Genomic DNA, 24,346 nt, shown 5'->3' with positions numbered 1-24,346 from the left:
GGAAAATCAAGATGAGACCCTTGCGCCTTGCCGTTGTCTCCATGGAATATGGATTTGAAGGAGGAGCTGAGAAGTTTGTTTGGGAAATCACCGAAAGGATGAGTTGTATTCCGGGGTTGGAAGTGCATCTTCTAGCTTCCAGGTGGAAAAGAGTCGGTCCTCAAATTGTTTGCCATAAAATCCCTCTTTTTAAAATCAATCGGTATTCAACTCGACTTTCCTTTTGCTGGAACGCCTACAAAATGATACGGAGAGGGAACTTTGACCTTGTGCACAGCCATGAACTCATCCAGAACAGTGACGTTGTTACCTTTGGAGTTCCGCACCTGTTTTGGGTAAGAGAAATCCAAAAAAAGCGATCTCTATCCCTCTATAATTGCTTGATCAATTTTCTAGAAAAAAAAACTCTTTATTCTCAAAGCCTTTCTTGGATTTTGCCTAACTCGGGACGTGCATTGAAAGCCTTTGCGCAGTATTATCCCGATCTTCTGTCCAAGGTTAAAGTGATCAATCCCGGTGTAGCATTTGAACGGTTCAATGGGGATCTTAAGGATAAAGAGCTGCGAAGAAAAAGGATCTTAGACAGGTTTGGATGGGACCGGGAGGATCTGGTTGGCATTTTCGTGGGCAACAACTGGAAACTGAAGGGATTGCTCCAGGTGTGTTATGGTCTCGCCGAGGCCAAAAACAGGGGCTTGAGGGTGAACCTTCTTGTCGTAGGCAGAGGAAATCGCGATGAAGTAAGCCGTTTTTTGAAGTTAAAAGGCATTGAAAGCCAGGTTGGGTTTACCGGACTCATTACCGAGGGGATTGAACACTATTACCAGGCTGCGGATTTCTTTGTCCTGCTTTCCCGGTTCGAAAGTTTTGGCATGGTTGTTTTGGAAGCGATGGCATCGGCATTACCCGTGATTTTGTCCCCGGATGTTGGAGCCTGGGATGTAGCTGAAGAAGGAGTAAATGCCCTTAAGATTGAAAATCCAGAAGACCCTAAGGTTTTAGCTGCTGCTTTCGGTAAGCTGGCCCAGCCTGAATTGAGAAAGCAATTGAGTGATAATGCCCTCCAAACCGCCAAAAAAAATGGATGGCAAAAAGCATTAAAAGAAACATTAAAGGTCTATGGGGCTGTTTTGGAAAAAAAGAAACTTCTTGAGAAACTGAAGCGACAGCCTTACTTCCTGGATCTTATTTAGATTTTAGGGAAAGAAAAAATTTCTTCCTCGAGTTTTAAAAGAGCTTCGATAATTCCTAGGGAAGCTTCTTTGTGCGCTATGTAGCCTCCTTGTGCGGCAACTTTTTCCTTTACAACTTCCACGGCATTTGCAGGGCAGGCGAGATGGGAGGCGATCTCCAAGTCGAGCATGGGCAGATCGTTGAAATGATCGCCACAAGCCATGGAATTTTGAGGGGGGATTTCCAGGATGGCTTGGATCTGTTTGAGGGCGGAACCCTTGTGAAAATTTTTGTGGGCAAAACGGAAGTAGACGAAATTACGGTGGTAAGTCAAGGAAGGGTAATGTTGAAGCTTGAGATCGATGTAGGCTGATATCTGATCAGCTTCCGCTTGGCTTGAAGCTTCGATCTCGATGGGCGAGCAGGATGAACTATTGAGCTTGGCTCCCGTATTTTTGATTAAATATTGAACGAGTTCTTCAAAGAAAAAATTCAGGGAGTCAAATAAAGCGGCTTGGAGTCTTTTACAATAATCATTCCATTCTTCCAGGGGGTAAATATGGGAACCCTTGACCTTGTAAATTTCTTTTTCATAAAGCACGACCCAATCGGGAAAAAAAGGAATTTGAAGCCTATTCAACTCTTCGAGAAGACTTTCCCAGCTTCTCCCCGTATTGATTATCCATAGGAAATGATGGTGAATTTTTTTCTTGAGCAGAAGCTCGTAAAACTCTTCGGCAATCTTTCTTTCCTTGTCAACAGGAAGAAGGGTGCCATCGAAGTCGGTGCAAAAAAGAAATGGGGGAAGCAATTTGTTTTAGTCCGTTTTTTAATAATAATCCTATTTATAAGCTTTGCTTTGCCAAATGAAAAAGATTAGAGAACAATTCCATGATCGATAAGCACGCTAAGGGGTACAAGAAAGTTAAAGTAAATGCAGTAAATTATCAATTTTGATGAATTTTTTTTAAAAACTTATTTATTTTCTATAATTTATTGGAATAAAATGACATACAAAATTCATTTTTGTCACAATATCTCCATAATATCGTCATAATAAATTAACAAAAAGGTTAATGATTTTGTGCTATTTTTCCTTAAACTGCTAAGCAATTATCAAAACGATATCTGCTTTTCTTTGGTTGGAAGGGATATTCGATTTTTTAAATAGGAAATAGGAGAGGTTTTTTTATGATCGAGTTTTTTTTCAAGGGTGGGCCGGTAATGTGGCCTATTCTAATCCTTGGAGTGGTGACAGTGGCTGCGCTCTTAGAAAAAGTGATTTTCTTGGTTTCCGAACAGAGCGTGCGTAACCCCAAGCTCATTCAAAAAATTTTTGAACTGGCGGAAAAAGGGAGATATGAGGAGGCCATAGCCATAGGAGAAAAATCAAAATATAATGTTGCCCAAGTGGTTGTTGAAGGGCTCAGGCATAGGAACAGCATGCCGGTAGATGCCATGATCGAGGCGGCAAGTGGACAAATAGAAAGATATTCTCGGGGCCTTGTCATTTTAGATACGGCGGTGACCCTTGGACCCCTTTTGGGGCTACTCGGAACGGTCACCGGGATGATGCATGCCTTTAGCATCGTAGGAACTGGAGAGATCGCGGGAAAGCAAGCCGCGATCACCGGGGGGGTAGCCGAATCCCTGATCGCGGTGAGCTTTGGTTTGGCCATAGCGATCCTCGCCATCATTCCTCTCAATTTTTTTAATGCCCGGACGGAAAAAGTCAGGAGAGAATTGGAAGGTTATTGCACGCGGCTGGAAATGATATTGAAAAAAAAGGGGGCGAAGTTAACCGGCGAAAGAATGGAAGTGGAAATGGCCAGGTAGAAAAAAGAAGCTAGTCTCAATCGGGGGAGTTTGAAAGATGAGAATGCGTATCCAGGCAGAAAAGCATCGACCGAGGTTGGAAATCATCCCATTTATCGACGTGATGTTTTTTCTTTTGGCGACCTTTATGATCGTTTCTTTAACGATGTTAAAAAATGAATCTATCCAGATAAAGTTGCCCAAAAGCACGACGACTGTCACACAGGCTCCTCAAGACCAGGTGACCGTGAAAGTACTCGAAGATGGGAATTTCCTTTTTGACAAGGAAAAGGTTCTTTCCCAGGATCTGACCGTGAAATTAAACCAGATCAAGGCATCCAATGCGGATCCCAAGATTTTTGTTACGGGTGAACCTAATGCCTGTTTTGAACTCGTTGTGAAAATTATCGATGAGGCTCGGAAAATAGGCATAAACAAAATTGCCATCCAAACAACCAAACCCCAACCGCAAGCTCAAAAAAGTGGATTAGCCCATGGAACGTAACGATTACATTGGATATTTTTTCTCCATTCTCATTCATTTTACCCTTCTTTTTATTGTTGGGTATTTTTTTATTCAGAAAGTGGAGTACGGGATAACGGCGGGGGAAAGTAGCGTGGATGTCGATCTTATCAATACTCCAGATGTTCCTCCCCCTCCCCAGCCTGAACCGGTCCCCCCTCCTGTCCAGGAGGAGATGACCATGCCGGCGGAAGCTCCCAAGCCCGTGATCCAACCCCAGCAAAAGCCCAAGGCCATCAAACCCAAGGGGGTGCCTTCGACCGCTCGAGCTCCTGCAGGAAAGATGTCGATGCCCGGATATCTAAGAAATCCCGCCCCTGTCTATCCTGCGGCGGCCAAGGCGGCCGGCCATCAAGGATTGGTTATTTTACGTGTCCACGTTTCTTCAAGTGGATATCCCACCTCCGTTTCCATTGGGAGGTCATCGGGTTACCCGGAATTAGATCAAGCCGCTGAAAGTACGGTAAGAAAATCCTGGCGGTTTAAGCCTCCTACCGTCTTTGGTGTTCCCGTGGAAGTGGATGTGGACGTGCCGATCCGGTTCAAGATTAATTAGCCGAATCGGGCAAGCTTTTCCTAGGAAGGAACAGTTGAGTTGACCTTGTCCCGTAATTCCTTTCAGAGAAAACAGTAATTATTGTTGAAGTATCCGAAGATCCATTTTTGGAGTTGTCTTCTTTGCCTTTTCTAGGAAAGTATCCTTTATATGGATTTTCCTACGTTCAAGGAGTTTCTTCATTTTTCCTCCAGGGCTAATGTCGTGCCCTTGGTTAGGGAGATTGTGGCTGACCTCGATACTCCTGTATCGGCCTATCTTAAAATATCTCGTGCTTCCAAGTATTCTTTTCTTTTAGAATCAGCGGACAGAGGAAAGTTTGGAAGGTTTTCTTACCTCGGTGCCGATCCCTATTTCTTTATTACGGCCTATGGGAGGAAGATCACCGTCGAATACCGTAACGGGCAAAAAGAGGAGTATTGGACGGATTCCCATCCCCTCGACGAGTTAAGGAAAAAGATGGAGGCTTACAGGGCGTTCCCTTTAGCCCAGCTTCCCGATTTTTCAGGAGGTTGTGTCGGCTACCTGGGTTATGAAATGGTTCATTTCTTTGAGCCCTCTGTGCCCAGGGCCAAAAAAGACGATCTTAACGTGCCCGATCTCTGCTTTCTACTGGCCGATACGTTAGTCATTTTCGATCATCAAGAAAGAAAAATGTTTCTCGTGGCCAATGCTATTATTAATGATGAGCCTTTTGAAGCCTATGAGAAAGCTGTAAAAAAATTAGATGATCTTCAAACCGCTCTCTCTAAGCCTTTTTATCATCCCCTCTTTATCAACCAGCAAGAAAGCGCGGCTATAACTCCCCAAGTGAATATGACAAAGGAACAATATATAGAGATGACGGAAAAAATGCAGGAATATATTCGAGCCGGGGATATTTTCCAGGTAGTTCCTTCTCAACGCTGGCATATCCGATGTGAAAAAGACCCTATTGATATCTATAGGGCTCTTCGGTTGATTAACCCTTCTCCCTACATGTTCTGTTTAAAATTAGGGGATTTTTCTCTGGTTGGTTCTTCTCCGGAAGTGCACGTCAGGTTTGATAAGGGAAGAGTCTATGTCAGGCCCATTGCGGGGACTCGGCCTAGAAGTTCAACATCTGCCGAGGAAGAGGAAAGAATCGTCGAGGAATTAATAAACGATCCTAAAGAAAGGGCCGAACATATTATGCTTGTCGATCTGGCTCGTAACGATATCGGCCGAGTATGTTCTTTTAACACCGTTTGTGTCAAGGAGCTTATGGTCATAGAGAAATACAGTCATGTGATCCACATGGTTTCTTCGGTGGAAGGAATCGTGCGTAAGGGAATAACCGCTTTCGACGTCCTCGAGGCTACTTTTCCTGCCGGGACGGTAACGGGTGCCCCCAAGGTGCGGGCTATGCAGATTATCGCCCAGCTTGAACCGACCTGCAGGGGTCCTTATGCGGGAGTTGTGGGTTGCATGAGTTTTTCAGGTTATTTGGATACATGCATTGCGATTAGAACCATTCTCATAAAACAAGGAATAGCTTATCTTCAAGCAGGAGGAGGGTTGGTAGCGGACAGTACCCCTCTAGGAGAATATCTCGAATCTTCGAACAAAGCGAAAGCGGGGATGAAAGCTCTTGCACTGGTGGAATCTTTTTTGTAAGGTAATTTTTTGCGAAGCCCTGCTCTTTTATGCTTCTTGTCATCGATAACTACGATTCTTTTACTTATAACCTTGTTCAGTATTTTGGGGAGCTTGGAATAGAACCAACCGTTTTTAGAAACGATCAGATCGGGGTCGATGAAGTGGCTCGGCTTTCACCCGATTATATCGTTATATCTCCAGGACCTAAAGGACCGGCTGATGCCGGTATATCTTGTGAATTGATCCGGCGATTAGGCCCCTCTGTGCCTATTCTCGGCGTTTGCCTTGGACATCAATGTATAGGCCAAGTTTATGGCGCAAAAGTCGTTAGGGCAAAAAGGCTCATGCATGGAAAAACTTCTTTTATCTATCACAATGGAGAAGATCTTTTCTCGGATTTGCCTTGCCCTTTTGAAGCCACAAGATACCATTCATTGATCGTCGAGAAGGAAAGCATTCCTTCGTGTCTTAAAATTACAGCTTGGACCAAGGAAGAGGAGGTTATGGGGCTGGCCCATGAAAAGAATCCCGTTTTTGGGGTGCAGTTTCATCCTGAATCGATATTGACCAAGGAAGGCAAGAGGCTTTTAAAAAATTTTCTTTCTATTAAACAACCACGTTTTTAATTTTTTTAACCCCGTAAATCCATGGAGTTCCTCCTTTCCGATCCTACCTTTTCGATGGCTTGTAAACAATTCGATAGAGTTGCCCAGTTTTTGAACCTTCCCGAAAAAACCCAAGCAATCATTAAATGGCCTCAAAGATCCCTGTCTGTAACCTTTCCCGTAAAAATGGATAATGGAAAAGTACGGATGTTTTCGGGCTATCGGGTTCAACATCATCTTGCTTTAGGGCCGACTAAGGGGGGAATCCGGTTTGATCCTGACGTAACGCTGGGAGAAATATCGGCCTTGGCTATGTGGATGAGTTGGAAATGTGCTTTGGTGGGATTGCCATTTGGAGGAGCCAAAGGAGGGGTATGTTGTCAACCCGCTGAAATGAGTAAAAAGGAACTCGAAGGATTGACCCGAAGATATACCCAAGAATTGATTCCTTTTATCGGCCCTCAGAAAGACATCCCTGCGCCCGACATAGGAACCGATGAACAGATCATGGCTTGGATGATGGACACTTATTCCATGCAAGTCGGTTATCCTGTACCTGGTGTTGTCACAGGAAAACCGGTGACTATTGGGGGGACCCTGGGAAGGAAAGAAGCTACGGGTAAAGGTGTAGCTTTTCTGGTAAAAAAGATAACTGGATTATTAAAGCTACCCGGTCCCTTGCGGATTATCATCCAGGGTTTTGGCAACGTGGGAAGCGTAAGCGCATGCCAACTTGTAAAAGATGGAGCCATCCTGGTAGGTGTTTCCGACGCCTCTGCAGCTCTTTATAATCCCAAGGGAATCAATTACTTCCGGCTTCTCGAGTACAAAGAAAAAACGGGAAGATTAGCAGGTTTTCCCGAAGCCGATGAAATGGATGGGGTTGAACTTCTTTGCCAGCATTGTGATGTATTGATTCCTGCAGCAAAGGAAAGAGTGATTAATGAAGTTGTAGCTGAAAAATTGCGGTGCCGTATTCTTGCTGAAGGAGCAAACGGTCCTACGACCCCGGAAGCTGATCGTATACTTGAAGAAAGAAAAGAGATATTTATCATCCCCGATATTTTATGTAATTCAGGAGGAGTCATTGTGAGCTACTTCGAATGGGTTCAAGATATGCAGAGTTATTTTTGGTCGGAAGCCGAGGTGTTGAATGCCCTTTGCCGTATTTTATCTGGAGCGTTAAATTCCATCATGCAATTTTCCCACGAAAATAAAGTATCTACCCGAATGGCCGCCCTCTCTTTAGGGATTAAAAAGGTGGCCGAGGCGAAGGAGATGCGAGGGGTATTCCCCTAACCGCCCAGTAGCCAAGAAATCAAAAGAATGCTTATTTGTTTGATCCCTCTAATCTTTTAACCCGGCACTTTCGATGGAACACTTTTCTTTCTTCAAAGCTGTTTATCAAAAGGGGATGGTTGGAAAGAAAAGAAAAGGAGCTTTCAGTGCCTGTTTTTTTCTTGGATTTTATTTATTATTACCTGTTCAAAATTCTTTAGCCGAGAATAACTTAGAAAAAGATCCGAATTCTCTGCAAGCCGCCCCTATTGGTTCTGTTGAAGAAAAGGGAAATCCCTCTGTTCAGCCGGCTGAACCTGTTTTGCGTGGAGCATTAGTCAAGTTGACGGATTTCGGTGCAGACGATGTGGGGTATCTTTCGATTCCTGACCAAGAACCGAAAGGGGGCGTTGTTCTCGTCCCCGGCAAATGGGGAATGAATCGAGGCATAAAATTTTTGGCCGATCGCTTTTCCAAGGAAGGATATGTAGCTTTGGCCGTGGACCTTTTTAACGGGATTGTTCCTAAAGACAGTTCCTATGCTGCCGATCTAACCCGGTTCGTCAGGGAAGATTCCGCCCTGGGAGTAATATCGGCCGCCGTCCGTTTTCTCCACGAAAGTCCAAGGTTTCATACGGACAAGGTGGGGATTGTAGGATGGGATAGAGGAGGAGAATATACCTTTGAGGCGGCCCTCAACATCAAGGGCATAGAAGCAGCCATTATCTATTACGGAGAGGTGGATTTTGAAAAGAAAAAACTTTTCAAGCTCAAAGTTCCTCTTTGCTATTTTTATGCCGAAAAGGATAAGTCGATTTCCAAGGAAAAAATCATCCATTTTGTCAATAGGCTTGAGGAAGAAAAAAAACCCCTCGTTTTTTATAGTTTTGATGCCCAGGATGGATTTGCGGATCCATCCAACTCCAATTATGATCCGACGAATGCTGAAGCGGCTTGGCATATTTCCATCGATTTTTTAGAGAAGAAATTTAACGCTCCTAGGAAGGAGACGGGACTTTTAGAGAAGATTATTCACGGGAAAGATTAAGGGGAATCGGGATAAACAGTTGATGCAAACTTGGAGTTTAGTGCTTGAAGGACCGTTTAACGGGGAACTAAACATGGCTCTGGATGAAGCTTATCTAGGTTGGGTTTCCCATCCTTTATTGAGAATTTATAGGTTTTCTGAGCCGATGATCTCTATCGGTTACTTTCAAAAATGGAAAGAAATTCCCCAGGGTTCGAAATTCGTGCGCCGCTACACGGGAGGAGGGGCTGTTTATCATGGAGAGGATTGTACCTATACCTTGGTTTTCCCCAAGAATCATTCTCTTGTGCGCCTTGCCGCCCGAGAATCTTATTACACCATTCATAAGGCTCTAGAAAGAGGGATCGGCCGCTTAGGCTTAAAAACTGAATTTTATGAAGATGAAAAAAAACAGGAGGGAAGCTTTTGTTTTCTGAAACCGGTCAAATACGACCTGATGTGGGAAAACAGGAAAATTGCCGGTGCAGCGCAGAGAAGAAATCGTCACGGATTACTCCACCAAGGAAGTATTGCCATTCCAAGGGGAGTCTGTTTCAAAGAGATGGTTGGAGCGGTTATCGAAGGCTTTCTGGAGACCTTTCAGGTGGATTTTCTTAAAGAGAATATTAGTCCGGAGGTGTGGGGTCGAGCGGTAGAGCTGGAAGAAAAGAAATATAAAAGCTTTGAGTGGAATTACATGCGCTAAAAAAAGGTATTTTTACAAAAATTTTTCTATTGGGCTCCAAGGTATTCCAAAGGCCTCGGCCACAGCGCGACAGGTCAGTTCTCCATATATCGTATTAATAGCCGTTTTGATTGAAGGGTTGAATTGCACCGCTTCGACTCCATGATTGGCCAGGAGGTCAATCCAGTAGAAAGTGGCGTTTGTTAAGGCGGCTGTTGCCGTTTTCGGAACGCTTGCCGGGATGTTGGCCACCGCGTAATGGATAACTCCATCTTTGATGAAAGTTGGATTATCAAGAGTAGTGGGATTATCGATCGTTTCGATACATCCCCCTTGGTCAATGGATATATCCATGACGGCGCTTCCGGGCTTCATTTTTTGAATCATCTGCTTTGTGATCACCTTGGGAGACTTGGCCCCGGGATTGAGGACAGCCCCTATTAAAAGATCAAAGGATTGTATCCTTTCTTCAATGGCATAGGGGTTGGCCATGACCGTCTTGATTCTTCCTCCGAGAAGGTCATCAAGGTAGCGTAGTTTCTTTAGGTCGCAATCGAACACTGTGATTTCTGCTCCTAGTCCCAAGGCCATCTTCATGGCATTGGTCCCTACTGTTCCTCCACCTACAATAGCCACCCGCGCGGGTTCTACTCCGGGTACACCGCCTAGAAGAATCCCTATGCCTCCCTGATTTTTTTCAAGTATCCTTGCCCCGTGCTGGATAGCGACTCTGCCGGCAATTTCGCTCATCGGGATGAGAAGGGGTAAACTGCCGTCAGAAAGCCTGAGAGTTTCGTAAGCAAAGGAGATGACTTCCCGTTCAAGGAGCACCGCAGTCAGTTCACGGTTGGCAGCGAGATGCAAGAAAGCAAAGAGCAGTAAGTTTTTCTTAAGGTATCGATATTCTGACGGTTGGGGCTCTTTAACTTTAACGATCAAGTCGCAATTCCATGCTTCTTCTGCGGATACAATGAAAGCTCCAGCTTTAGCGTAATCTTCATTGCTAAAACCGCTGCCCTCTCCGGCATTCTTTTCTACGTATACAGAGTGTCCAGATTCGACTAGGCGTCTTGCCCCTGAAGGGATAAGAGAGACCCTATTTTCTCCTTTTTTAATTTCTTTAGGTATTCCAATACGCATTTTAATTGCTCCGAAAATAAAAAATACCGCTATACTTTTACCTTTATAGTAATGATCTTTAAAAAGAAGGAATTTCAATAAACAGTTTTGTCATAGCCAGAAAGGGCATACCGTATAACGTTTAGAAACAAGCTTCAAACAGATTTTTATGGAGTCTTATGATCGGGGTATTGATAGGAACAAACAGGGTGGGGAGTAAAAGTAGGCTTGTAGCTGCTCAACTTGTGCGCCTGTATTCCAAGCTTGATCAGAAAATAAATGTGATCGATTTGGGAGCACTACCGAAAGAGGCATGGGCGGGCACGGTTTTTAAAAAACTTCCCCTTTCAATTCTTCCCATGGTGAGACGAACGGTCGATTGCAAGGGTCTAGTTATCGTCTATCCAGAATATAACGGGAGTATTCCGGGCTCCTTAAAGCACTATATCGATATACTGCCCCATCCGGAATCATTGGCAAGAAAACCTGTTTGCCTTGTTGGAGTAGCCCGAGGATCGTCTGGGGCTTTGAGGGCATCGACGCATCTTGAAGCTATTCTCTTTTATAGGAGAGCGTTCATTTATCCTTTCCCTTTATATTTAGCTAAAATAGACGAGCTCCTTGAGGGGAAATGCGCTATTGAACAAGAAAACATCCAAAAGAAAATGCTGGAACAAGCCACGGGGTTTTTGGAATTTGTGAAGAAAAGTTCTCCTTGAGTTCTTCTTTCAGTGCGAATAGAGAGGAAGGGAATGGGAAACGTCAAATCGGCGGTAAATTTTTTCGTAAGAGGATAAGCATTTTTGCCAACTGAAATCTTTTTTCATCGCCTCTTTTCTCATGGAGGAGAGCAAGCTTTTATTTTGAAAGATATGGAGAGCTTTTTTTATAGCCTTCAAAAGTGCTGCGGGAGTAGGATCATCGAAAAGAATCCCTGTTCCCCGATGTTTCTGCTCGTCCCAACCGTCAATGGTATCCGCTAGGCCTCCTGTTTTTCTCGCAATGGGAAGGGTAGCGTATTTCATCCCGTAAAGATGGCTCAAGCCGCAAGGTTCGAACAAAGAAGGCATGAGAAGAAAATCGGCTCCAGCTACAATCTGGTGAGCTAGGATCTCATCAAAACCTATTTTTGTTGCCACATGAGTGGGATAATTGCTTGAAGCCTCAAGAAGGAGTTTTTCAATTCTCGAAGAGCCTTCGCCAAAAAAAATGAAGCGACAGCCGTTAAAAACCAATTCTCTTATTAATGGGATAATCAGCTCAAAGCCTTTTTGTTCAATGAACCGGGAAAGAGTACAAAACAGGGGCTTATCGTCAAAACTAAGAAAAAAAGTCTTCAGCAGGCTTTCCTTGCATGTTTCTTTTCCTTTTAAATTGAACAGGGAATAGTTCTGAACGATATAAGGATCTGTTTTCGGATTCCACAGGCTATAATCTACCCCATTGAGAATTCCCGTTAACTTGTAAGCTCTTTGCTTGATGACTCCTTCGAGCCCGCATCCGTAGCCTGGATTTTGAATTTCCAAAGCATAGCTTGGACTGACCGTAGTCAACCAATCTGAAAAGATAATTCCCCCTTTAAGAAGATTGATTTTTCCAAAGAATTCCAACCCGTGCAAGGAAAAGTAGATCGACGGCAAGCCGGTAAGTCCAAATAAGTGGCTTTCAAAAATGCCTTGGTAAGACAAATTGTGAATGGTCAAAACGGTATGAAAAGGCAGTCCAAGATGCCTTACAAAAAGAGGCACAAGGGCGGTGGGCCAGTCGTGAACGTGGAGAATTTTAGGCAAGGGTTTGATCCATTGGGCAAGTTCTAATGCGGCTTTTGAAAAGAAAACAAATCTCTGAAAATTATCCGCGTATTCCTTTCCCGGAGGTCCATAAATGAAATCCCTGTTAAAAAAAGCATCGCTACGGAGCAGAAACAAGGGGAATCCGGTATCGGTTTGAGTTTGAATAACTTGGACCGGGACAATTTTCCCTCCAAAGTGGATTTTTAAGAGCAAACCGTTTTTTTTCATCGCTTTGAACCGGTCCATTAGGGATCTATAAAGGGGTAAAACACAGCCGACGCTATAGCCCTTAGCCTGTAAGGCCTTTAATAGAGAGGCTACAGCATCTCCAAGCCCTCCTGTCTTAGCATAGGGACTGAGTTCAGTGGATATAAAAAGGATATTCACCGGTTTTGTTTAAAATAAGGGCTGCTGCCTAATTCAACGAGAATCTGTGAAGAAGTTTTTTTAGGTTGTAAAACTTTTATTTTGACATTTGACTTCAGTTTTAAAAAATGATATTGCTTAAAAAAAGAAGATTAAAAAGGTTATTTTCTTGAGGTAGATCTTGATTAATAAATTTTCATGATAGGTTGGAAGAATTTTTTTTATAAAACTGTTTCCGTTCTTTTTTGGATCTTTCCCACTCTATTTTTTATATTTTCGGATTTAAGAAGCTTGATTTTCTTCCTTTTTTTATTCTATTTAAACTCCTTCGTTGGAAATCCCTGTAAGCGGTCTAAGGATAGGTCTTCCCTGCTAAATTTCTTTTCTTTCCAACTTAACCCATGATGCATTCAGAAATTATTTCTTTTGAGAATGGTCGATTAGTGCATGAACTTTTTGCCAATGAAATAAAAAATGTGCGTATCTTGGAAGAACGCTTTGGGGTAAAGGTTACAACCAGGGATGGATGGGTACGTATTGACGGTGCTCCAGAGAATGTCCTGAAAACCAAAAGAGTATTTGACCAGTTGCAGGACGCCCTCGATCAGGGGTTAGAAATTGCTAAAAAGGATATTCATAGCGCCATGGAATTTGTTGAAAAAGAAAATGGGGTCGTTTTGAGTGATTTCCAGAGAGCAAAACTTGAAACATCTTCTAAAAAACCTCCAGTAGTCCCAAGAACTTTGAACCAGAAAAGGTATATCCAGGCTATAAAAGAACACGAACTTGTTTTTGGATTAGGTCCAGCAGGTACGGGGAAAACATTTCTTGCAGTGGCTGCTGCTTTGGCGGCATTTCGAGCTGAAGAAATCAAAAAAATCATTTTGACGCGTCCTGCTGTAGAGGCGGGAGAGGCACTTGGATTTCTTCCGGGCGAACTTGAGGATAAAATTTTCCCTTATTTACGCCCCCTCTACGATGCTTTAGAGGAAATGCTCGATGCCGAAGAGTTAAAGAAAATGGTTGACAAGGGGGTCATTGAATTGGCTCCCTTGGCCTTTATGCGAGGGCGGACATTAAGTGGCAGTTTCATTATTCTTGATGAAGCCCAAAATACAACCACCGAACAGATGCTTATGTTCCTAACCCGCCTGGGGCAGAGATCCCGTTGCGTGGTGACGGGAGATCCTACGCAGGTAGATCTTCCAAAGCATAGAAATTCTGGGCTTTTTGAGGCGATAAGCGCATTGAAATCCGTATCAGGTATATGTTTTTGCGAGTTTGGTGAAAAAGATGTTGTTAGGCACAAGCTTGTCAAGGATATTGTGGAAGCCTATAGGATACATAGGGCCAGTGGGAAAAATAATTTATGAAGCCTTTGTTTGAGCATCTGTTAGCGAAGTTTCAAAAAGGGCAGGCGGATCGGAAAAGAAGAATATTTGTTATCCCCAAGTGGGAAAGCAAACTTGAAACTAACGAACCGATTCGTCTAGCCATCTTTCTCTTTTTTATCTTTTTTTGTATCGTCCTAGGACTTTTCGCGACGGGTCATGTGACCTATTCCCTGGTTTTCCTTTCCTTGATACTGACAAGTTGTGCGGCCATGGTTTTGAATTTGAGCCTGCCCCGGATTTTCTACAGCAATTCCAAGCTCCTCTTGGTTTTTGCCGTAATAGCCATCAACTTGTTGATAGCCAAGTCTGTCTATGTATGGTCTATTCGCCAGCCGGGGCTAGAATCCAGGGCTATTTATTTTTATGTCTCAACCGCCGTGGCTCCCCTATTGGTTACCGCCTTGATTAATGTCAATGCCGGCGTGATCGTGGTGATGCTTTCGAGTGTTTTTATTTCTTTACTTGTTAATCCCAGTATACCGCTTTTAGCCAGCAACCTGCTTTCCGGTATAGTTGGAGTTTATTTTATTCAGAGGATTTGCCAGAGAAGGGATATCTTGAAGGCGGGCATCGCCGTTGGGCTTACCAGCCTCGTTTGCGCCGTGGGTTTTGGAATTATCAACGGAGGGGATACCGATGTGCTTATTCAGCAATCTTTTTTGAGTATCGGCATAGGGTTGTTCACGGCTGTGCTTGTAAACACCCTTTTGCCTCTTCTTGAAGAAATTTTTCAACTCAACACCGATTTTACATGGCTTGAATTATCCGATCTCAACCATCCTCTGCTGCGGAGGCTTGCTACTGAAGCTCCAGGAACTTATCATCACAGCTTAATGGTGGCTAACCTAGCCGAGGCAGCGGCCAATGCAATTGGAGAAAACGGCAGTCTCTGCCGGGTGATGGCTTATTTTCATGACATTGGAAAGGTGATTAACCCTCAATATTTTGTTGAAAACCAAGGAGCGGACAATCCCCATTTCCGCCTTACTCCAGAAATGAGTTCTCTAATTATTATTTCTCATGTCAAGGATGGAGTGGACTTGGCTTTAGAGCATCACTTAAGACGTCCCATTATTGATGCCATCCAACAGCATCACGGCACTTCCTTGGTCTATTATTTTTACAGGAAAGCCTTACAGAATTTTGAAGATTGTCGCAAGGGGGTGAAGATCCTCAACATGGGCGAAGAGGATCTCCTGGAGGTTGATGATTCCCGTTTTAGATATCCTGGTCCCAAGCCGCAAACGAAAGAGATCGGCATTTTAATGCTTGCCGATTCCATAGAAAGTGCTTCGCGTTGCTTGGAAAGGCCTACCCTTAAAGACATCGAACAACTGGTCGAAGACATCGTCTCCCAAAAGTTGCAAGACCGCCAGCTCGATGATTGCCCCTTGAGCATGAAAGAAATAACAGAAATAAAGAAAAGTTTTGTTTTTTCGTTGAAAACCATATTGCATACCCGCATTCATTATCCCAAGAGTACTAAAAACGTTGAAAAATCGAGTAGTGATCCAGAACCTGCAGAAAGAGGTGCCGTTGCCCTTATCCGATCTAAGGAAGGGATGGAAATGGGCAGTGGAGTTAATTGCTGACCAGCCTCGCTTACCTCAGAAAATCCACTTCGTCCTTTTACCTGAGAAGACAATGGGAGAAGTGCATAACCTTTTCTTTCGGGATCCTCATCCTACGGATGTCATTAGTTTCGATTATGGTGAAATTTTAATTTGTCCCTCGGTGGCTGAAAAGGAAGCAAGGCAGCGCTCTATAGCTGTATTGAAAGAAGTCCTCCTTTATGGGATTCATGGGATGCTCCATCTTTGTGGTATGGATGATGACAAAGAAGAGGAGAGGAAGCGGATGGAACAGGTGCAGGAATCCATTCTGGAGAAGACCTGGGAGAAACTGCAATCGACTGCATTCCATGGATAAACACTCTGGTCCTCTTTTATCCACCACGGCTATTGCTTTTAGAAAATACCCTTTTTCTGAAACGAGCACGATTATTTACTGGATCAGCCCAATGGGATGTATAAAAACCCTTGCCAAGGGCTCTAGAAAGTCGGGAACAGCTTCTTTTGCACCTATCGATCTTTTTTACGAATGTGAAATTGTTTTTTATGTATCGAGAAGGAGCGATCTTTACTTGTTGAAAGAATACCGGATTGTCGATCCCATGCTTGCCTTGAGAAGGGACTGGGTAACCTTGCTTTGCTCGAGTTATTTTGTTGAATTGATTGCCCAAACGGCTGAGGAAAGAACACCGCTTCCGGAATGTTTTATACTTCTTGAAAAGGCCTTAGGCTACATAAAAAAAAAGCCCGTGAGTTTGAAAATTGTAGAGCTTTATGAAAAACGGCTTTTGGCTATCCATGGATTACAGGGGGCGGAGATCGACCATCTCTATGAACAGGCTCCCGGTGGAGGCAAAAGATTGTGGGAGAAGAGAAAACAGTTAAGAGATTGCCTCAAACCCTAGGAAGGACATTCCCCAAGCGGTTTATCCTTGGATTTGATTGGGTTCTTCTTCACCTGGGATGGCCTTGTCTTGAGATTGAGAGGGCAAATGGGCCTCGATTTCTTCTTTGGATGCTATAATCTTGCAGCGTTGGTAGTCGACTTTACCCAGCGGCGTCTTGGGGAGAGAATCAAGGTAGATAACCCGTTTGGGGATCCAAAGTCGAGAAAAACCCAACGCAAGCAAGCATTTTCTTACTTGCCAGTTGTAAACTTTTCTGTTGATCAGGACGACGAGCGTTTCTCCTTTTTTGAGATCAGGAATACCGACGACGGCAATTTCGACATCCTCTCCTACTGCCTGTTGTAATCCTTTTCTCAAACCTTCTTCAATAGTTCCGTGGGGGACCATTTCACCGCCGATTTTAGAAAATCGATTAATCCTGTCTTCAATGTAAAGAAATCCATCGCTATCCATAGAACCCACATCCCCGCTTAAATACCATCCTTCTTGAAAAGAAGCAGCCGTCCGGAGGGGATCGTCCAGGTAACCGCTGAAGATATTCGCCCCTTTAAAGCTTAATATTCCACGAGAAGAAAGGGGGAGTTCTTTGCGTGTCTCTGGATCAAATATGCGAATGGATAGGCCTGCAGCCAGTTGCCCCACGCTCCCCGGCCTGTTCCTTTGATTATAGGCTAAAGAACCCAAGGGTTGGAAGGGATCGATCACATTCGAACTAATAACCGGAGAGGCTTCCGTTGTCCCATATCCTTCACAAACCGGGACCCCGAACTTCGATTCGAAATCGGTTGCAAGTTGTCTTTGAAGCTTTTCTGATCCGGTAATCACGATTTTGAGACTTCGGAGTTTTTCCGGGGATACTTTTTTAAAATACTGACGAAGAAACGTAGGGGTGGTGATGAGGAGTTCTATCTGGTATTGTTCGATGAGGCTGGCTAACTTCTCTATTTCTAGGGGATTAACGTAGCTAATCGTTAGGGGACCTCCTAATAGGGGCCACCAAAGACAGGTCGTTGAACCAAAGCTATGAAAAATGGGGAGCGCACCGAGTAATCTTTTAATGGGAATACTCGAGAGGATGGTTTTTATTTGGGCAATGTTGGCCAAGATGTTTTTGTGGGATAAGGGAACCCCCTTGGGTTCTCCAAAAGAGCCACTGGTAAAAAGCAAAACGGCTTCTTTCTCTCCGCCGAGCCTGGGTATTCCCCAGAGAGTAGCCACGATTTTCGGGGGTAAAAGATCCGCAAGAAAAATGGAAAAAAACAAGGAAACCTTGGAAAAGGACTTGAGAAAACTTTCCGTCTCAATCGTTTTTTTAGGCCACGGAAAATCTTGCAGTTTTTCTCTCAATGTTTTCGCACTAAACAAGGTCTTTACTTTTGATCGCTCAACGGCAATAAGGTTCATTGCAGAACCCACCGTCATGTTAAAATTGACAGGGATCTTCCCTGCAAAAATGATCGCCAAGTTGATAATCACCGCTCCTGCTCCTATAGGCAAAAGGACTCCCACCCGTGGCTCGGGGACATTTTTAGAAATCCATGAGGCGACTTTTAAGGCTAACCCTAGTAACAGCTTACCGGTCAGGGGCTTCTGAGAATATCCGTCAATGAATACAGGGCTATTTTTTTTCTGTTTAAGATAATACAAGGCTTGCCAGCCGATATTTTCTTCTAGCCCAGGTTGGAGGGATAAAGCTTGAGAAGAGAGATCATAGAAGCTTTTTCTTAACCAATCTTTCCAATCTTCATCGCGCATTTTTGGGCTGCCGACAAGGATTCTTTTAGAAGGAGGATAGGCATTGGCGGAACTAAAAAAATGAGCCCAGAAAGAATCGATCCAGATGGGAATGATTAGGGATTGAACATGTTCTATGATATCAAGAACAACCCGGGGAAAACTGGACACCGTCCCTTCAGGAAATGGGGTCAAGCGGAAGATAATGGCCACCAAGCTATGAGTTTGAAGTTTTTCTTCCACCCACTGGATAGCCTCTTCTTTTGGAGTCTTTTCAAGGGGAATATATCCCTTGAGAAGGACCTGTTCTTCTTTGACTTCCTTCAGTTCTCCTATAGCAACGACCGTTTTCCTTGGAATGCTATTCTCGAAAGCCTCAAGGTCTTGTAAAGTTGCCGTATAAACCAGCAGCAATGCCCCTTGGGATGAGGGGATCCATTCCCTACCTATCCAGTCCATGAGATCATTCCTTGCACCTTAAGCTATTTTATAGAAGCCCCAAATTTTACCTTCATCCCAGGGTAAATTCAATGGAATAACATGATTTTCAATAAATTTCAACGGGTGATCGCTTCCCATCCTCTATAGATCTTTGTTTTGCTCTTTCTTTCCCAAGAACCTTTTCGCGAAGCGAGTAGATTTCATGGTCGATGGATTGAAATAGCTCTAGTGAGAAAGCTAAAGGGGGGGCAAGACGGTTCCTGAAATTTTCGATTCTTTGAGCCGCTTCTTCCTTGATCGATTCGGGGAATGAACTGAGAATGGCAGCGGCTTCTCTAACTAAATGGAAACGATGACAAAGAAGGAGAATGTCTATACCGGCTTTTAAAGATAATTCTAGGGTATCTTTTAAGGAGTAGTGGTTGATGATGGCGCCCATGTCTATATCATCGGAAACGAGGAGTTGAGTAAACTGCCATTCTTGCCTTATAATGCTAATCATCCGAGAAGATAGGGTAGCAGGTAAGCCTTGAGGATCCAGGTTGAAGTTGCGGATGTGGGCGATCATGAAGCTATCGCAGGAGTTTTGAAGAGCTCTAAAGGGAATCCATTCAAAAGATTCGAGTTCTTTTTTCGATTTAAAAGATTGGGGTAATTCGAGGTGAGGATCACATTGGGCAAAGCTGTAACCGGGAAAATGTTTTCCACAGCAAAGAATCCCTTGGGACTTTAACCCTTCTATGAAGGCCTTGGCAAAACGAGAGACATCCTGAGGATCAGGGGCAAAAGATCGTCCTTTCAAAGAATTATGCTCGCGCTCGCTCGTGTCCATATCGAGTACGGGAGCAAGGTCAAAGTTTAGACCGAAAAGACGTAATAACTTCCCCGTCAGTTCTCCATGTTCTCTAAGAAGATCGAGGTCAGCTTTTTCCCCCAGTTCTTTTGCCCCGGGAGGTTCGCTCCCAAAAGCTTTTAACCTAGAGACTCTTCCCCCTTCTTGGTCAATTGCAAAGATGGGTTCATGCTCGACCAGGGATCTTAACTGCTCAAGAAGGTTTCTGAAAGAAAGGGGATTCTCCAGGTTCCTAGAAAAAAAAATGAATCCTGAAGGCTGTATTTCGCGAATGGTTTGAATCTGGTCCTGGGAAAGGTGGGCTCCGGGAAGTCCTATGATGAGGAATCTTCCTCCATCGCGGAGAGCATTTGTAGAAGTAGAGTATCCATTCATAGGGTGTTGGCCTTAATCCAGAAAGTTTTTCACCTCTTTTCCTGTTGGTTGTTTATAGTTCAAAAGGGAGTTTGATGCGATCTCCATTTTTAGAAAAAAAAATCTTTTTTAAAAGAAAATTGGAAATCTCCAGGGAAATTTCTAGACCGTTTTACGAATATACCCAAAAGAAGACTTTAGCATCGACAAGATAGGGAATAGAAAAAGGAAGGTAGGGTTACAATCCTTGTCTAGTAATCAAAAAAAATTTTTTATTCAGCCCATTCCTCGTTATCTTATTCTTCTAGTTAAACCCTAATTTTTGAGTTTTTATGAGGTAGGGAAAGAGGATTAATCCCTTTTAGCGGTTAAAACATCCTTTGTTGTGAAAAAACGGCTAAAGACTAGTTTTTATGGACATGTTCAAGGGGTAGGATTTCGAGCTACGGCTTGGAGTATCGCCCAGCGTTACAATGTTGGGGGAGTGGTGCGGAACTTGAAGGATGGAAGAGTCGAGTTGATCGTAGAGGGAGAAGAGCAGGCTATTAAAGACTTCATTAGGGAGTTAACCCATAGCCATCTCAAATCCTGTATTACGCACGTGGAATGGCTTTGGGAAAAACCAGAAGACAAATATATTCATTTTTCTATCGTTCGTTGATGTGCTATTGGTTTAACAAAAACGAATTTTTTAGCTGTTTGAAGCCGGAATCTATAATGATCAATAAGGTAAATGAGCTTTGTTTTGCTGTTTTGAACTCTCCTTAACCCAGGCGCTTGTACTATGAGACATACGTTATCTATTTTGGTTGCGAATCGATTCGGGGTTTTGACAAGGATCGCCGAGCTTTTCAGCGGCAGGGGCTTTAATATCGATACTCTTAACGTGGGACCTACCCATGATGAATCCATTTCTAGGATGACCATCGTTGTAAAAGGAGACGACCAAGTTTTGGACCAGGTAACAAAACAATTAAATAAGCTTATCGATGTATTGGCGGTCCAGGACTTTAGAGATGGAGAATATATCGATAGGGAACTGGTATTGGTGAAAGTGGCAACGGGCAACAAGAGTCGAGCGGAACTGATGCAAATATGCGATATTTTTCGAGCGAAAATTGTGGATGTGGAGCCAAAGAACATGACCATTGAAGTAACGGGGGACGAGAGCAAGATTTCGAAATTTATTTTTCTTATGCAGGATTTCGGAATACTCGATTTAAGCCGCACGGGTAAAATCGCTTTGCCCAGGATTTAGAACATGCAAAAAGACGAACTGTCCTCACAAGCAAGTTGTTGAGGAACTTAAAGAAAGAGGTTGACAAACTCTGAGAAACATCGAGGCTTGTTATTATAATAAAGCCCAGCTACCGGAGAAAACAAAATGACAAGAACTGTATTGCTCGATAAAGATGCTGATTTATCCCTGCTTAAAGGAAAGACTGTCGGTGTCATCGGGTTTGGCTCGCAAGGACATGCCCATGCTTTGAATTTAAAAGATAGTGGCATTAACGTAGTCATCGGCCTGTATCCGCAAAGTAAATCTATAGAAGTGGCCAGAAAATATGGCTTTGAGGTTTTGCCCAGCGCCGAGGTAGCGAAGAGTGCCGATATCCTTTTTTTAGCCGTGCCCGATCTTGTCATTCCAGAAATTTATTCAGCTCAGATTGCTCCTTATCTTTCTCCAGGCAAAACTTTAGGTTTTGCCCATGGTTTCGTTATTCATTATAAACTGGTTGTTCCTCCTCCTGGAGTTGACGTCATCCTTGTTGCCCCCAAAGGTCCAGGTCATATCGTGAGAAGGGAGTTTGTCGAGGGAAGAGGAGTTCCTTCCTTGATAGCTGTTTATCAGGATCAAAGCGGAAAGGCAAGAGACATCGCCTTGGCTTGGGCGAAAGGAATTGGCTCTACACGGGTAGGAGTCATTGAGACGACTTTTAGAGAAGAAACGGAGACGGACCTCTTCGGGGAACAGGCCGTTTTATGTGGGGGACTGACTTCTTTGATTACAGCTGGCTTTGAAACATTGGTTAGCGCAGGTTACTCTCCTGAAATGGCTTATTTCGAATGCCTGCATGAAATGAAACTCATCGTGGATTTAATATACGAATCCGGCATTTCGGGAATGAGGTTTTCTATATCCGAGACCGCTAAGTGGGGTGATGTTACCGTGGGTCCTAAAATCATCGACGAACATGTCAAAGCTCGCATGAAACAGGTTCTGGAAGACATTCAAAATGGTCAATTTGCAAAGAAGTGGATTGAAGAGGTAAAGGCAGGAAAACCGAATTACAAGAGACTCCTGGAAGAAGGGGCTAAGCATCCGATTGAAAAAGTGGGATCAGAAATTCGAGCCCTTTTCCCTTGGTTGAAGAAAAAGAATCTTCATGGGGTACAAGCGGCTTATGAATAACTAGCCCTAATCAGCTAAAAAGAGAGGTTAACCATTGGAGATGACAGCTAATCGGCTCATTGTCTTTGATACAACATTAAGAGATGGAGAACAATGTCCTGGAGCCAGTATGACCTCCAGGCAGAAGTTGGAAGTTGCCAAACAATTAGCCCGGCTGGGAGTGGACGTGATCGAGGCGGGGTTCCCTGTCATTAGCCAGGGAGACTTCGAGTCGGTATCAGAAATAGCGGCCCAGGTTAAGGGACCAAAGATTTGTGGTCTTGCAAGGTGCTTGCCGAAGGATATTGAAGCGGCAGCTGAAGCCTTAAAAGCAGCAGCAGATGCAGCAAGGATACATGTTTTTCTTGCCACCTCTCAAATTCATCGGAGATTCAAGCTGGCCAAGGACGAGGAGGAGATCGTGCGGATCGCTGTAGAAGGGGTGCGTTTAGCGAAGCGCTATGTTCAAGACGTCGAGTTTTCCGCCGAAGATGCTTCAAGGACCGAGCCCGAGTTTTTGGCCAAGATTATTCAGAAAGTCATAGAGGCGGGAGCGACTACCGTCAATATTCCCGATACGGTGGGATATGCCGTTCCCGAAGAGTTTGCCTCTCTTATCCGTTATCTTTTTGATCACGTTCAAGATATTGATAAAGTCGTGGTGAGTGTTCATTGCCATAATGACTTGGGACTGGCCGTTTCCAATTCTTTGGCTGCTATAAAAGCTGGAGCGAGGCAAGTGGAGGGGACGATCAACGGCATTGGCGAAAGAGCCGGTAATGCTGCTCTTGAAGAAATCATCATGGCTTTGCATACGCGTCCCGATGCATTTGGCAAAATTGAGACGGGCATCCAGCTTAAAGAAATTCTCAGGACATCTAGGCTTGTCTCCAGGATGTCTGGGCTCGCGGTTCAACGAAACAAAGCGGTGGTTGGAGAAAATGCTTTTGCCCATGCAGCAGGAATCCACCAGGATGGTATTCTGAAAAAAAGGGAAACTTACGAGATCATCGATCCGAAAATCATCGGTTGGGAGCAAAGCGAGTTGCCTTTAACCAAGCACAGCGGTAGAGCGGCCTTGGAGAATCGACTGAAAATACTCGGATTTGAATTAGAAAAGGAAGAGATCGACAACATTTTCTCCCAGTTTAAACAGATAGGAGATAAGAAAAAGTTTATTTACGACGATGACCTGGTTTCTCTTGTTGAAGGTCAAATATCGAGAATAAAAGAGACTTATGAACTCGAATATGTAGCCGTAACGGTATGTAGTGGGGGGATTCCCATGGCCACCATAAAATTGAGGCATGGAGAAGAAGTCCTTGTCGATGCCAGTACGGGAGATGGGGCAGTGGACGCTGCGATGAAAGCGGTGGATCGAATTACGGGCCAGCATGGGCATCTTGTGGAATATGAAGTCAAATCCGTTACAGAAGGGAAAGACGCCATCGGAGAAGTCACCGTTAAGGTCAATTTTGATTCGAAAAAACTGGTTACGGCTAAAGCGGCTTCCACCGATGTGATCGAAGCCAGCATAAAAGCTTACTTAAATGCCGTTAACAAGGCTTTATTATAGCTTTTCCTTTTTCTTTGGTTTTTCCCCTTTCCGGAAGAGAAAAAGAACAGTTGGCTAAAAGGGCGTAGGGGGAATATCAAATATTTCGGATTCCGGTCTTAAGTAGGGAATGAAATGATCAAAATTCAAAAAGAGCATGAACAAGATATAGCCGATAACGATGGCTAAAATGATGGACAATGAAGTGGTATCCAACTCTTTTTTGAAACGAGAGGTAACCCGTTCATAAGAATGGTGGTGATCATAACTTTTATAGTTATTGTCCATCAAAATAATATTTAGCACAAATAGCAGTTTAGCAAAAATATTTTATCTTTTTTTTAAAAGAATAAAATTTGACCTCAAGAATTCCTCTTTAGGAGAGCTATCCCTCTGTTCTAGCTAGGCTGCGAGGATCAGTCTTGCTTCCTTTCGATAAAAGCACTCCTCGGTATTCTGAATGAAGACTGTATCTTCTCTCTTGGGGGAGTTTTTCTTTGCCAGCCCATCCTTTGCCACGGTGCTTATTTTTTTTCTCGTTCCTGTTCAGGAGCCTAAGCGGTATGTCGAAATCTTGAAATAAGAGA

At 43.8% G+C, this 24,346-nt stretch carries 24 protein-coding genes; 18 read left to right on the top strand and 6 right to left on the bottom strand.

The features are described from left to right. The first annotated feature begins 11 nt into the window (after positions 1 to 11). Entirely contained in the window at positions 12 to 1,193 is a 1,182-nt protein-coding gene (locus MINF_RS07820; RefSeq protein ID WP_012464105.1) for a glycosyltransferase family 4 protein, read from the top strand. On the opposite strand, the gene MINF_RS07815 is transcribed toward MINF_RS07820, so the two are convergent. Continuing rightward, complete coding sequence (locus tag MINF_RS07815; protein ID WP_012464104.1) at positions 1,190 to 1,984, bottom strand: HAD family hydrolase; 795 nt, start codon at positions 1,982 to 1,984, stop codon at positions 1,190 to 1,192. The two genes, MINF_RS07820 and MINF_RS07815, sit on opposite strands and share 4 nt — an antisense overlap. 380 nt (positions 1,985 to 2,364) lie before the next feature. Here MINF_RS07815 and MINF_RS07810 point away from each other — a divergent pair, with 380 nt between their 5' ends. The 8 genes from MINF_RS07810 to MINF_RS07775 all read left to right on the top strand — a co-directional run bounded on the left by MINF_RS07810 (position 2,365) and on the right by MINF_RS07775 (position 9,300). Beyond that, positions 2,365 to 3,009 (top strand): MotA/TolQ/ExbB proton channel family protein, encoded by a 645-nt coding sequence (locus MINF_RS07810; protein WP_012464103.1) that lies wholly within the window; start codon positions 2,365 to 2,367, stop codon positions 3,007 to 3,009. Positions 3,010 to 3,046: 37 nt separating this feature from the next. Beyond that, the gene (locus MINF_RS07805; RefSeq protein ID WP_012464102.1) at positions 3,047 to 3,493 is read left to right on the top strand and encodes an ExbD/TolR family protein; all 447 of its coding nucleotides are present in this window, start codon (positions 3,047 to 3,049) and stop codon (positions 3,491 to 3,493) included. Further along, a complete protein-coding gene (locus MINF_RS07800; protein WP_012464101.1) occupies positions 3,483 to 4,067 on the top strand; it encodes an energy transducer TonB in 585 nt (194 codons plus the stop codon). Before MINF_RS07805 ends, MINF_RS07800 begins: the two co-directional genes overlap by 11 nt. Before the next feature lie 150 nt (positions 4,068 to 4,217). Beyond that, a complete protein-coding gene (gene trpE, locus MINF_RS07795; protein WP_012464100.1) occupies positions 4,218 to 5,702 on the top strand; it encodes an anthranilate synthase component I in 1,485 nt (494 codons plus the stop codon). A 29-nt stretch (positions 5,703 to 5,731) separates the two neighbouring features. After that, positions 5,732 to 6,310 carry an anthranilate synthase component II gene (locus MINF_RS07790; protein WP_012464099.1) on the top strand — a complete coding sequence of 193 codons (579 nt, stop codon included), beginning with the start codon at positions 5,732 to 5,734 and terminating at the stop codon, positions 6,308 to 6,310. Positions 6,311 to 6,331: 21 nt separating this feature from the next. Continuing rightward, entirely contained in the window at positions 6,332 to 7,588 is a 1,257-nt protein-coding gene (locus MINF_RS07785; protein ID WP_048810271.1) for a Glu/Leu/Phe/Val family dehydrogenase, read from the top strand. A gap of 115 nt (positions 7,589 to 7,703) precedes the next feature. Beyond that, positions 7,704 to 8,615 (top strand): dienelactone hydrolase family protein, encoded by a 912-nt coding sequence (locus MINF_RS07780; protein WP_079200438.1) that lies wholly within the window; start codon positions 7,704 to 7,706, stop codon positions 8,613 to 8,615. 22 nt (positions 8,616 to 8,637) lie between these two features. Continuing rightward, on the top strand, positions 8,638 to 9,300 hold the full coding sequence (locus tag MINF_RS07775) for a lipoate--protein ligase family protein (RefSeq protein ID WP_148205199.1): 663 nt from the start codon (positions 8,638 to 8,640) through the stop codon (positions 9,298 to 9,300). A 12-nt stretch (positions 9,301 to 9,312) separates the two neighbouring features. On the opposite strand, the gene ald is transcribed toward MINF_RS07775, so the two are convergent. Next, positions 9,313 to 10,419: an alanine dehydrogenase gene (ald, locus tag MINF_RS07770; protein ID WP_048810520.1), complete on the bottom strand. Its 1,107-nt coding sequence runs from the start codon at positions 10,417 to 10,419 to the stop codon at positions 9,313 to 9,315. A 158-nt stretch (positions 10,420 to 10,577) separates the two neighbouring features. Between ald and MINF_RS07765 the strand changes: the two genes are divergently transcribed. Further along, positions 10,578 to 11,117 (top strand): NADPH-dependent FMN reductase, encoded by a 540-nt coding sequence (locus MINF_RS07765; protein WP_012464093.1) that lies wholly within the window; start codon positions 10,578 to 10,580, stop codon positions 11,115 to 11,117. Positions 11,118 to 11,126: 9 nt separating this feature from the next. Here MINF_RS07765 and glgA read toward each other — a convergent pair whose 3' ends face one another. After that, the gene (gene glgA / locus MINF_RS07760) at positions 11,127 to 12,578 is read right to left on the bottom strand and encodes a glycogen synthase GlgA (protein ID WP_012464092.1); all 1,452 of its coding nucleotides are present in this window, start codon (positions 12,576 to 12,578) and stop codon (positions 11,127 to 11,129) included. Positions 12,579 to 12,958: 380 nt separating this feature from the next. On the opposite strand from glgA, the gene MINF_RS07750 reads away from it, so the two are divergent. From MINF_RS07750 to recO, 4 genes are read left to right on the top strand one after another with little or no spacing between them, the layout of a single operon-like run. Beyond that, a complete protein-coding gene (locus MINF_RS07750) occupies positions 12,959 to 13,930 on the top strand; it encodes a PhoH family protein (protein ID WP_012464090.1) in 972 nt (323 codons plus the stop codon). Beyond that, a complete protein-coding gene (locus tag MINF_RS07745; RefSeq protein ID WP_012464089.1) occupies positions 13,927 to 15,543 on the top strand; it encodes an HD family phosphohydrolase in 1,617 nt (538 codons plus the stop codon). Before MINF_RS07750 ends, MINF_RS07745 begins: the two co-directional genes overlap by 4 nt. After that, positions 15,482 to 15,880, top strand: coding sequence for an rRNA maturation RNase YbeY (ybeY, locus tag MINF_RS07740; RefSeq protein ID WP_390176030.1), 399 nt, complete (start codon positions 15,482 to 15,484; stop codon positions 15,878 to 15,880). Before MINF_RS07745 ends, ybeY begins: the two co-directional genes overlap by 62 nt. Then, on the top strand, positions 15,873 to 16,427 hold the full coding sequence (gene recO, locus MINF_RS07735) for a DNA repair protein RecO (RefSeq protein WP_012464087.1): 555 nt from the start codon (positions 15,873 to 15,875) through the stop codon (positions 16,425 to 16,427). The genes ybeY and recO overlap by 8 nt, the downstream gene beginning before the upstream one ends. A 21-nt stretch (positions 16,428 to 16,448) precedes the next feature. Here recO and MINF_RS07730 read toward each other — a convergent pair whose 3' ends face one another. Further along, positions 16,449 to 18,623, bottom strand: coding sequence for an AMP-binding protein (locus MINF_RS07730; RefSeq protein WP_012464086.1), 2,175 nt, complete (start codon positions 18,621 to 18,623; stop codon positions 16,449 to 16,451). An 88-nt stretch (positions 18,624 to 18,711) separates the two neighbouring features. Then, on the bottom strand, positions 18,712 to 19,833 hold the full coding sequence (locus MINF_RS07725) for a glycoside hydrolase family 3 N-terminal domain-containing protein (RefSeq protein ID WP_012464084.1): 1,122 nt from the start codon (positions 19,831 to 19,833) through the stop codon (positions 18,712 to 18,714). A gap of 364 nt (positions 19,834 to 20,197) precedes the next feature. Here MINF_RS07725 and MINF_RS07720 point away from each other — a divergent pair, with 364 nt between their 5' ends. The 4 genes from MINF_RS07720 to MINF_RS07705 all read left to right on the top strand — a co-directional run bounded on the left by MINF_RS07720 (position 20,198) and on the right by MINF_RS07705 (position 23,780). Further along, a complete protein-coding gene (locus MINF_RS07720) occupies positions 20,198 to 20,473 on the top strand; it encodes an acylphosphatase (protein ID WP_012464082.1) in 276 nt (91 codons plus the stop codon). 123 nt (positions 20,474 to 20,596) lie between these two features. Continuing rightward, a complete protein-coding gene (gene ilvN / locus MINF_RS07715) occupies positions 20,597 to 21,070 on the top strand; it encodes an acetolactate synthase small subunit (protein WP_012464081.1) in 474 nt (157 codons plus the stop codon). A 126-nt stretch (positions 21,071 to 21,196) separates the two neighbouring features. Further along, a complete protein-coding gene (ilvC, locus tag MINF_RS07710) occupies positions 21,197 to 22,225 on the top strand; it encodes a ketol-acid reductoisomerase (RefSeq protein ID WP_012464080.1) in 1,029 nt (342 codons plus the stop codon). A gap of 40 nt (positions 22,226 to 22,265) precedes the next feature. Continuing rightward, the gene (locus tag MINF_RS07705) at positions 22,266 to 23,780 is read left to right on the top strand and encodes a 2-isopropylmalate synthase (RefSeq protein WP_048810270.1); all 1,515 of its coding nucleotides are present in this window, start codon (positions 22,266 to 22,268) and stop codon (positions 23,778 to 23,780) included. A 54-nt stretch (positions 23,781 to 23,834) separates the two neighbouring features. Here MINF_RS07705 and MINF_RS07700 read toward each other — a convergent pair whose 3' ends face one another. Next, positions 23,835 to 24,047, bottom strand: a complete 213-nt coding sequence (locus tag MINF_RS07700; RefSeq protein ID WP_048810518.1) for a hypothetical protein — start codon at positions 24,045 to 24,047, stop codon at positions 23,835 to 23,837. Between the last annotated feature and the right edge of the window lie 299 nt (positions 24,048 to 24,346).

The organism is Methylacidiphilum infernorum V4 (assembly GCF_000019665.1).
GTDB classification, from domain to species: domain Bacteria; phylum Verrucomicrobiota; class Verrucomicrobiia; order Methylacidiphilales; family Methylacidiphilaceae; genus Methylacidiphilum; species Methylacidiphilum infernorum.
This window is presented reverse-complemented; position numbering and strand designations above follow the sequence as displayed.

What these genes read in the sequence shown, in the direction of transcription:
- MINF_RS07820 (WP_012464105.1), top strand. Translation starts at nt 12, where the DNA reads ATGAGACCCTTGCGCCTTGCCGTTGTCTCCATGGAATATGGATTTGAA.
- MINF_RS07810 (WP_012464103.1), top strand. Translation starts at nt 2,365, where the DNA reads ATGATCGAGTTTTTTTTCAAGGGTGGGCCGGTAATGTGGCCTATTCTA.
- MINF_RS07805 (WP_012464102.1), top strand. Translation starts at nt 3,047, where the DNA reads ATGAGAATGCGTATCCAGGCAGAAAAGCATCGACCGAGGTTGGAAATC.
- MINF_RS07800 (WP_012464101.1), top strand. Translation starts at nt 3,483, where the DNA reads ATGGAACGTAACGATTACATTGGATATTTTTTCTCCATTCTCATTCAT.
- trpE (WP_012464100.1), top strand. Translation starts at nt 4,218, where the DNA reads ATGGATTTTCCTACGTTCAAGGAGTTTCTTCATTTTTCCTCCAGGGCT.
- MINF_RS07790 (WP_012464099.1), top strand. Translation starts at nt 5,732, where the DNA reads ATGCTTCTTGTCATCGATAACTACGATTCTTTTACTTATAACCTTGTT.
- MINF_RS07785 (WP_048810271.1), top strand. Translation starts at nt 6,332, where the DNA reads ATGGAGTTCCTCCTTTCCGATCCTACCTTTTCGATGGCTTGTAAACAA.
- MINF_RS07780 (WP_079200438.1), top strand. Translation starts at nt 7,704, where the DNA reads ATGGTTGGAAAGAAAAGAAAAGGAGCTTTCAGTGCCTGTTTTTTTCTT.
- MINF_RS07775 (WP_148205199.1), top strand. Translation starts at nt 8,638, where the DNA reads ATGCAAACTTGGAGTTTAGTGCTTGAAGGACCGTTTAACGGGGAACTA.
- ald (WP_048810520.1), bottom strand. Translation starts at nt 10,419, where the DNA reads ATGCGTATTGGAATACCTAAAGAAATTAAAAAAGGAGAAAATAGGGTC.
- MINF_RS07765 (WP_012464093.1), top strand. Translation starts at nt 10,578, where the DNA reads ATGATCGGGGTATTGATAGGAACAAACAGGGTGGGGAGTAAAAGTAGG.
- MINF_RS07750 (WP_012464090.1), top strand. Translation starts at nt 12,959, where the DNA reads ATGATGCATTCAGAAATTATTTCTTTTGAGAATGGTCGATTAGTGCAT.
- MINF_RS07745 (WP_012464089.1), top strand. Translation starts at nt 13,927, where the DNA reads ATGAAGCCTTTGTTTGAGCATCTGTTAGCGAAGTTTCAAAAAGGGCAG.
- recO (WP_012464087.1), top strand. Translation starts at nt 15,873, where the DNA reads ATGGATAAACACTCTGGTCCTCTTTTATCCACCACGGCTATTGCTTTT.
- MINF_RS07730 (WP_012464086.1), bottom strand. Translation starts at nt 18,623, where the DNA reads ATGGACTGGATAGGTAGGGAATGGATCCCCTCATCCCAAGGGGCATTG.
- MINF_RS07725 (WP_012464084.1), bottom strand. Translation starts at nt 19,833, where the DNA reads ATGAATGGATACTCTACTTCTACAAATGCTCTCCGCGATGGAGGAAGA.
- ilvN (WP_012464081.1), top strand. Translation starts at nt 20,597, where the DNA reads ATGAGACATACGTTATCTATTTTGGTTGCGAATCGATTCGGGGTTTTG.
- ilvC (WP_012464080.1), top strand. Translation starts at nt 21,197, where the DNA reads ATGACAAGAACTGTATTGCTCGATAAAGATGCTGATTTATCCCTGCTT.
- MINF_RS07705 (WP_048810270.1), top strand. Translation starts at nt 22,266, where the DNA reads ATGACAGCTAATCGGCTCATTGTCTTTGATACAACATTAAGAGATGGA.
- MINF_RS07700 (WP_048810518.1), bottom strand. Translation starts at nt 24,047, where the DNA reads ATGGACAATAACTATAAAAGTTATGATCACCACCATTCTTATGAACGG.